Genomic DNA, 7,370 nt, shown 5'->3' on the forward strand with positions numbered 1-7,370 from the left:
GGGGCGGCGGTCAGGTCCGGCGCCTCCGACTCGTCGACGGCCACCGCGAGACGCGTCAGCACGACGAGCGGGTCGCCCTCGCCGGTGTCCTGCTCCAGCCAGGTCCGTAGCGCCGCCAGGGTCTCCGTCACGTCGCCGACGACCGGCAGCACCTCACCCAGCGGGACCGCCGCGTCGGCGACCGCCACCTCCGGCCAGTCGAGCCCGAACAGCGTGTCCCGGTCGACGCCGCCCGCCGGGGCCAGCTGCTCGGCGGAGACCAGCCGGGCCCGGAGCGCCTCCACCGAGGCCACCGGCGCGCCGGTGGCGTCCGCGACGTCGACGGCCAGCACCTCCGGCTCGGTGTACCGGAGCCGGACCCGCAGCGCGCTCGCCCCGGCGGCGTGCAGCCGCACCCCGGTGTAGGCGAACGGCAGCCGGCTCACCCCGGGCGGGCTGTCCACCAGCCGCTGGTGCACGGTGAGGTGGACGGCCGCGTCCATCAGCGCCGGGTGCAGGCCGAAGCGCGCCGCCTCCGCGGCCGGTCCCTCGGGCAGCGCGACCTCGGCGAAGAAGGTGTCACCGTCCTGCCAGGCGGCCCGCAGCCCCCGGAAGGCGGGCCCGTAGGCGAGGCCCCCGTCGGCGAGCTCCTGGTAGAGGTGCTCGATGTCCAGCGCCCGCGCACCGGCCGGCGGCCACTGCTCCAGGCTCACCGCCGGACCGGCGGCGGGAGCACTCAGCAGGGTGCCGCTCGCGTGCCTGGTCCAGGTGTCGTCGACGGTGGCCGGGTACGCCGGACCCGCGGCGGGCCGCGAGTGCACGGCCACCCGGCGGGCGCCGACCGCGTCCGGCGCGCCGACGGTCACCCGCAGGTGCAGCGCGCCGTGCTCGGGGAGCAGGAACGGCGCCTCGATCACCAGCTCGTCCAGGGTGCTCGCGCCGACCTCGTCGCCCGCCCGGATCACCGACTCCAGCAGGGCGGTGCCCGGGACGACCACGGTCCCCTGCACGGCGTGGTCGGCGAGCCAGGGGTGGGTGGCCAGGGAGAGGCTGCCGGTGAGCAGCACGCCCTCGCCGTCGGGCAGGGCGACCGCCGCGCCGAGCAGCGGGTGACCGGTGGGCGTCAGGCCGAGGCCCTCGGGGTCACCGGTGCGGGCGGCGGGCTCCAGCCAGTAGCGGCGGCGCTGGAACGGATAGGTCGGCAGCACGACGGACGGACGGGCGTCGCCGAGCAGGGCGGTCCAGTCGACGGGGTGGCCCTGGACGTGGATCCGGGCGAGCGCCGTCAGCACCGTCCGCTGCTCGGGCCGCTCCCGGCGCAGGACGGCCGTGGCGGTCAGGTCCGGGTCGGCGGCGGTGTCGAGGATGCCGCCGGCGAGGCCCGTGAGGGTGCCGTCGGGGCCGAGTTCGACGAAGGTCGTCGCGCCCTCGGCGGCCAGGGTGGTCACCACGTCGGCGAAGCGCACGGCCCCGCGGACCTGCCGCACCCAGTACTCCGGGTCGGTGATCTCCTCGGCGGTGGCGATCTTCCCGGTGACGTTGGAGACCACGGGGACCGTCGGCCGGTGGAAGGTCAGGGACTTGGCGACGGCGAGGAACTCGTCCAGCATGCCGTCCATGTGGGCCGAGTGGAACGCGTGGCTGACCCGCAGCCGACGGGTACGGCGGTCCGCGAAGTGCTCCCTGACACTCTCGACGGCGGCCTCGTCACCCGAAACCACCACCGAACGCGGTCCGTTGACGGCCGCGACGTCCACGCCGTCGGCCAGGACGGCCCGGGCCTCCTCCTCCGTCGCCTCCAGCGCCACCATCGCCCCACCACCCGGCAGCGCCTGCATCAACCGCGCACGGGCACCCACCAGCACCGCCGCGTCCTCCAGCGACAGCACCCCCGCTACATGCGCCGCCGCCAACTCACCGATCGAATGCCCCGCGACGAAGTCCGGCCGCACACCCCACGACTCGAAGAGGCGGAACAGCGCCACCTCCACCGCGAACAAAGCCGGCTGCGTCCAACCCGTCTCGTCCAACCCCTCACCCGAGACGATCACCTCCGCCAACGGCAGCCCCAATGCCCCCGCCACCGCATCGAAAGCCTCGGCGAAGACAGGCTGCGAGGCGTACAACTCACGCCCCATACCGACCCGCTGGGAACCCTGCCCGGAGAACAGGAACGCCAGCCCGCCCGAACCCGCCACCCCACGCACCACATCGACGCCCTCGGGATCGCGCAGCGCCGCCGGATCACCCAGCACCACCGCCCGCTCCTCCAACGCCGCCCGCGTGGCGACCAGGGACCGTGCGATCTCCAGCGGATCGCCCGCGAGCGCCAATTCAGCCACCCGGGTGCCCTGTTCGCGCAGTGCCTCGGGCGAACGCGCCGACACCACGAAGGGCAGCAGCGCAGCGTCCACCGTCGGCCCGGCAGCCTCCACCGGCGCGGACTCCTCCACCGGCGCCTGCTCGATGATCACGTGCGCATTGGTGCCGCTGGCGCCGAAGGCCGAGACGCCGACCCGGCGCGGGCCGTCCACGGCGGGCCAGTCCCGGGGCTCGGTGAGCAGTTCCACGGCGCCCGCCGACCAGTTGACGAACGGGGTCGGCTCGTCCACGTGCAGGGTGCGCGGCAACACGCCGTGCCGGATCGCCTGCACGGACTTGATCACACCCGCCACACCGGCGGCCGCCTGGGTGTGGCCGATGTTGGACTTCAACGAGCCGAGCAGCAAGGGCTGTTCGGCGGAGCGCTGGCGGCCGTAGGTGGCCAGGATGGCCTGGGCCTCGATCGGGTCGCCGAGCCGGGTGCCGGTGCCGTGCGCCTCGACGGCCTGGACGTCGGCGGCGGACAGCCGGGCGTCGGCCAGGGCGGCGCGGATCACCCGCTGCTGGGCCGGGCCGTTGGGGGCGGTGAGGCCGTTGGAGGCGCCGTCCTGGTTGACCGCGCTGCCGCGCAGCACCGCCAGCACCTCGTGGCCCAACCGCTTCGCGTCCGAAAGGCGTTCGACCAGCAGCAGGCCCACACCCTCCGCCCAGCCCGTCCCGTCGGCACCCGCCGCGAACGCCTTGCAGCGCCCGTCGGTGGACAGTCCGCGCTGCCGGGAGAACTCGACGAAGCCCTGCGCCGTCGACATCACGCTGACCCCGCCGGCCAGCGCGAGGTCCGACTCGCCGGAGCGCAGCGACTGCGCCGCCAGGTGCAGCGCCACCAACGAGGAGGAGCAGGCCGTGTTGACCGTGACGGCCGGGCCCTCGAAACCGAAGGTGTAGGAGATCCGGCCCGAGGCCACGCTGTCCAGGCCGCCGATGCCGAGGTACCCCTCCAACTCGCCCGGGGCATCGTGGAGCCGGGGCGTGTAGTCGGTCCCGGCCAGGCCCGCGAAGACCGCCGTCCGACTGCCGCGCAGCGCGGTCGGGTCGATGCCGGCCCGCTCGAACGCCTCCCAGGCGGTCTCCAGCAGCAGCCGGTGCTGCGGGTCGGTGGCGAGGGCCTCGCGCGGCGAGATGCCGAAGAACTCGGCGTCGAACTCGGCGGTGGTGTCCAGGAATCCGCCGTGCCGGGTGTACGAGGTGCCGGGGTGGTCCGGGTCCGGGTCGTAGAGGGCTTCGAGGTCCCAGCCGCGGTCGGCGGGGAACTCGGTGATGGCGTCGCCGCCGTCGGCCACCAGCTGCCAGAGGTCCTCGGGCGAGGCGACGCCGCCGGGCAGGCGGCAGGCCATGCCGACGATCGCGATCGGTTCGCGCTTCGCCCGCTCCACCTCCTCCAGGCGGCGGTTGGCCTGGCGCGCGTCGGCCAGGGCGCGCTTCAGATAGTCGCGGAGCTTCTGGTCGTTGGACATCGGTGCCTCTCGCAGGTGCGGTGGTACGGGTGGTGGCGGAGTCGGGGGTTCGGGCCCGGCGGCCGCCGCGAGGGGCGGCCGCCGGGGGGCGAACGGCAGAGGGGTCAGGCGGACGGGGAGGCGTCGCGGTCCATCAGGGCGAAGAGCTCCTCGTCGGTGGCGTTCTCCAGATCCAGCTCGTCGAGGCCGCCATGACCCTCCGCGCCGGAGCCGTCGGCCCCGTCGAGGCCGCCGGTGTCCCAGCGGTCCACCAGCGCCTTCAGCCGGGCGAGCACCGAGGCGCGCTCACCCTCGGGCCCGGCCGGTCCGGCGAGGGACCGCTCCAGGGCGGCCAGGGCCGCTCCCGGATCGAGCTCCGCGCCTTCGGCGCCCGCTTCGCTGTCCGGGAGTTCGGCGAGCAGCTGGGCGGCGACGGCAGCCGGGGTCGGGTAGTCGAAGACCAGCGTCGCGGGCAGCTCCAGCCCGGTGCCGGCGCCGATCCGGTTACGCAGTTCGACGGCGGTGAGCGAGGTCAGGCCCAGTTCGCGGAAGGCCCGGTCGGCGGCGACGGCGGCGATGCCGGAGTGGCCGAGCACGGCCGCGGCCTCCCGGCGGACCAGGTCGAGCAGCACCGCCTCCCGCGCCTCCGGACCCTCCGCGCCCTCCAGCCTGAGCAGCCAGGGCGCGGGCCCGGCGGCCGCGCCGTCGGTGCCGGCCGCGGCGGCCACGGATCCGGCCACCGTGGTGTTGGTGACGGTCGCGTCCAGCCAGTAGCGCTGCCGCCGGAACGGGTAGGTGGGCAGCGCCACCGGCCGCGGACCGGTCCCGGCGAACACCGTCGACCAGTCGAACTCCACTCCCCGCACCCAGAGTTCGGCGGCGGAGAGCAGGAACCGGTCCGGCCCGCCGTGGTCGCGGCGGAGCGTGCCCGCCACCACCGAGCGCTTTCCGGCGCCGACGGACGCGAGGGTGTCCTCGATCGGCACGGTCAGCACCCCGTGCGGCGACACCTCGACGAACACGGTGTGGCCGTCCTCGGCGAGGCGCCGGGTGGCCTCCTCGAAGCGGACCGTCTCGCGCAGGTTGGTCACCCAGTACTCCGCGTCCAGCCCCGCCGTGTCGAACCAGTCGCCGGTGACGGTGGACAGCAGCGGCACGGTGCCCGTACGCGGCCGGACCGGGGCCAGCAGCTCCACCAACTCCGCCCGCAGGCCGTCCACCTGGGGCGAGTGCGAGGCGTAGTCGACCGGGATGGTGCGGGCCCGGACGCCCTCCGCCCGGTAGGCGTCGACCAGTTCGGCCAGCGCCGCCGGCTCGCCGGAGACCACGGTCGCCGCCGGGCCGTTGACCACGGCTATCGAGAGCAGGTCGGCCCGGTCGGCGATCCGCTCGGCCACCTCGGCGGCGGGCAGGGCGACCGAGGCCATGCCGCCTGCGCCGGCCAGGGCCAGGATCGCCCGGCTGCGCAGGGCCACCACCCGGGCGCCGTCGGCGAGCGAGAGCCCGCCCGCGACCACGGCGGCCGCGATCTCGCCCTGACTGTGGCCGACCACCGCGTCCGGCCGCACCCCGTGCGCCCGCCACAGCTCGGCCAGCGAGACCATCACCGCCCACAGCACCGGCTGGACGACGTCCACCCGGTCCAGGCCGGGGGCGCCGGGGGCGCCGCGCAGGACGTCCGGCAGGGACCAGTCGGTGTGCGGGGCCAGGGCGGCCGCGCACTCCTCGATCCTGGCGGCGAACACCGGTGCGGTGTCGAGGAGTTCGACGGCCATCCCGGCCCACTGGGAGCCCTGGCCGGGGAAGACGAACACCGTGCGGCCGCTGACGTCGGCGGTGCCGGTGACCAGTGCGGCGGCCGGGTCCCCGGCGGCGAGCGCCCGCAGGGCCTCCGGGTCGCCGACAGCGACGGCCCGCTCCTCCAGCGCGCCGCGGGCGGTGGCCAGGGCGTGCGCGACGTCGAGGTCCCGGCCGTCGGGCGCCGGGAGCAGCTCCGCCACCTGGGCGGCCTGGGCGAGCAGCGCGGCCGGGGTGCGGGCGGAGACGAGGTAGGGCAGCGGGCCGGGCGCGTCGGCGGCGTCGGCGGCTTCAACAGCCACCGGCTCCGGGGCCTGCTCGATGATCACGTGCGCGTTGGTGCCGGACACCCCGAAGGAGGAGACCGCCGCACGGCGCGGCCGCCCGAGCTCCGGCCAGTCCCGCTGCTCGGTGAGCAGTTCGACGGCGCCCGCCGACCAGTCCACGTACGGCGAGGGCTCGTCCACGTGCAGAGTGCGGGGCAGCACCCCGTGCCGGATCGCCTGGACCATCTTGATCACGCCGGCCGCGCCGGCGGCGGCCTGGGTGTGGCCGATGTTGGACTTCAACGAGCCGAGCCAGAGCGGCTGTTCGGCCGGACGCTGCTGCCCGTAGGTGGCGATCACGGCCTGCGCCTCGATCGGGTCGCCGAGGGTGGTGCCGGTGCCGTGGCCCTCGACCGCGTCCACGTCGGCCGCGCCGAGCCCGGCCCGCTCCAGCGCCGCCCGGATCACCCGCTGCTGAGCAGGACCGCTGGGCGCGGTGAGGCCGTTGGAGGCGCCGTCCTGGTTGACCGCGCTGCCGCGGACCACCGCGAGCACCGGGTGGCCGTTGCGCCGCGCGTCGGAGAGCCGCTCGACCAGCAGCAGCCCGACGCCCTCGCCCCAGCCGGTGCCGTCCGCCGCGTTCGCGTACGCCTTGCAGCGGCCGTCGGCGGACAGGGCCCGCTGCCGGGAGAACTCGACGAAGGTGGTCGGGGTGGACATCACGGCCACCCCGCCGGCCAGCGCGAGGTCGCACTCGCCGGAGCGCAGCGACTGGGCGGCCAGGTGCAGCGCCACCAGCGAGGAGGAGCAGGCGGTGTCCACGGTGACGGCGGGACCCTCGAACCCGAAGGAGTAGGAGATCCGGCCCGAGGCCACGCTGCCGGCGGTGCCGTTGCCGAGCCAGCCCTCCAGTTCGGCCGGCACCTCGCGGACCCGCGGCGCGTAGTCGTGGTACATCACGCCCGCGAAGACGCCGGTCCGGCTGCCGCGCAGGGCCGTCGGGTCGATGCCCGCGCTCTCCAGGGCCTCCCAGGTGGTCTCCAGCAGCAGCCGCTGCTGCGGGTCGGTGGCGATCGCCTCGCGCGGCGAGATGCCGAAGAACTCGGCGTCGAACTCGGCCGGCCGGTCGAGGAATCCGCCGTGCCGGGTGTAGGAGGTGCCGGGCTTGTCGGGGTCCGGGTCGTAGAGGGAGTCGAGGTCCCAGCCGCGGTCGTCCGGGAAGTCGGTGACGGCGTCCCGGCCCTCGCTCACCAGCCGCCACAGGTCGTCCGGGGTGGCAACACCGCCGGGCAGGCGGCAGGCCATGCCGACGATGACGACCGGGTCGTCCTCGACGGCGGGCCGGGCCGGGGCGGGGGTGCTCACCACGGGCGCCGGGTCGGCGGTGGCGCCGACCAGTTCGGCCCGCAGGTGCTCGGCGAGGGCGGTCGGGTTGGGGTGGTCGAACACCAGGGTGGCCGACAGGCGCAGGCCGGTGGCGGCCGCGACCCGGTTGCGCAGCTCGACGGCGGAC

Annotated in this window: 1 protein-coding gene and 1 pseudogene; both read right to left on the reverse strand. The window is 75.7% G+C overall.

Annotated elements, in window-relative coordinates:
• Nucleotides 1-3,776 (reverse strand): annotated as a pseudogene (locus tag BI06_RS44695) (type I polyketide synthase); the annotation flags it as partial.
• 143 nt (nt 3,777-3,919) lie between these two features.
• The coding region (locus tag BI06_RS44700; protein ID WP_043478782.1) for a type I polyketide synthase at nt 3,920-7,370 on the reverse strand (3,451 nt) is incomplete at its 5' end.

It is taken from the genome of Kitasatospora sp. MBT66 (assembly GCF_000710405.2).
GTDB lineage: Bacteria > Actinomycetota > Actinomycetes > Streptomycetales > Streptomycetaceae > Kitasatospora > Kitasatospora purpeofusca.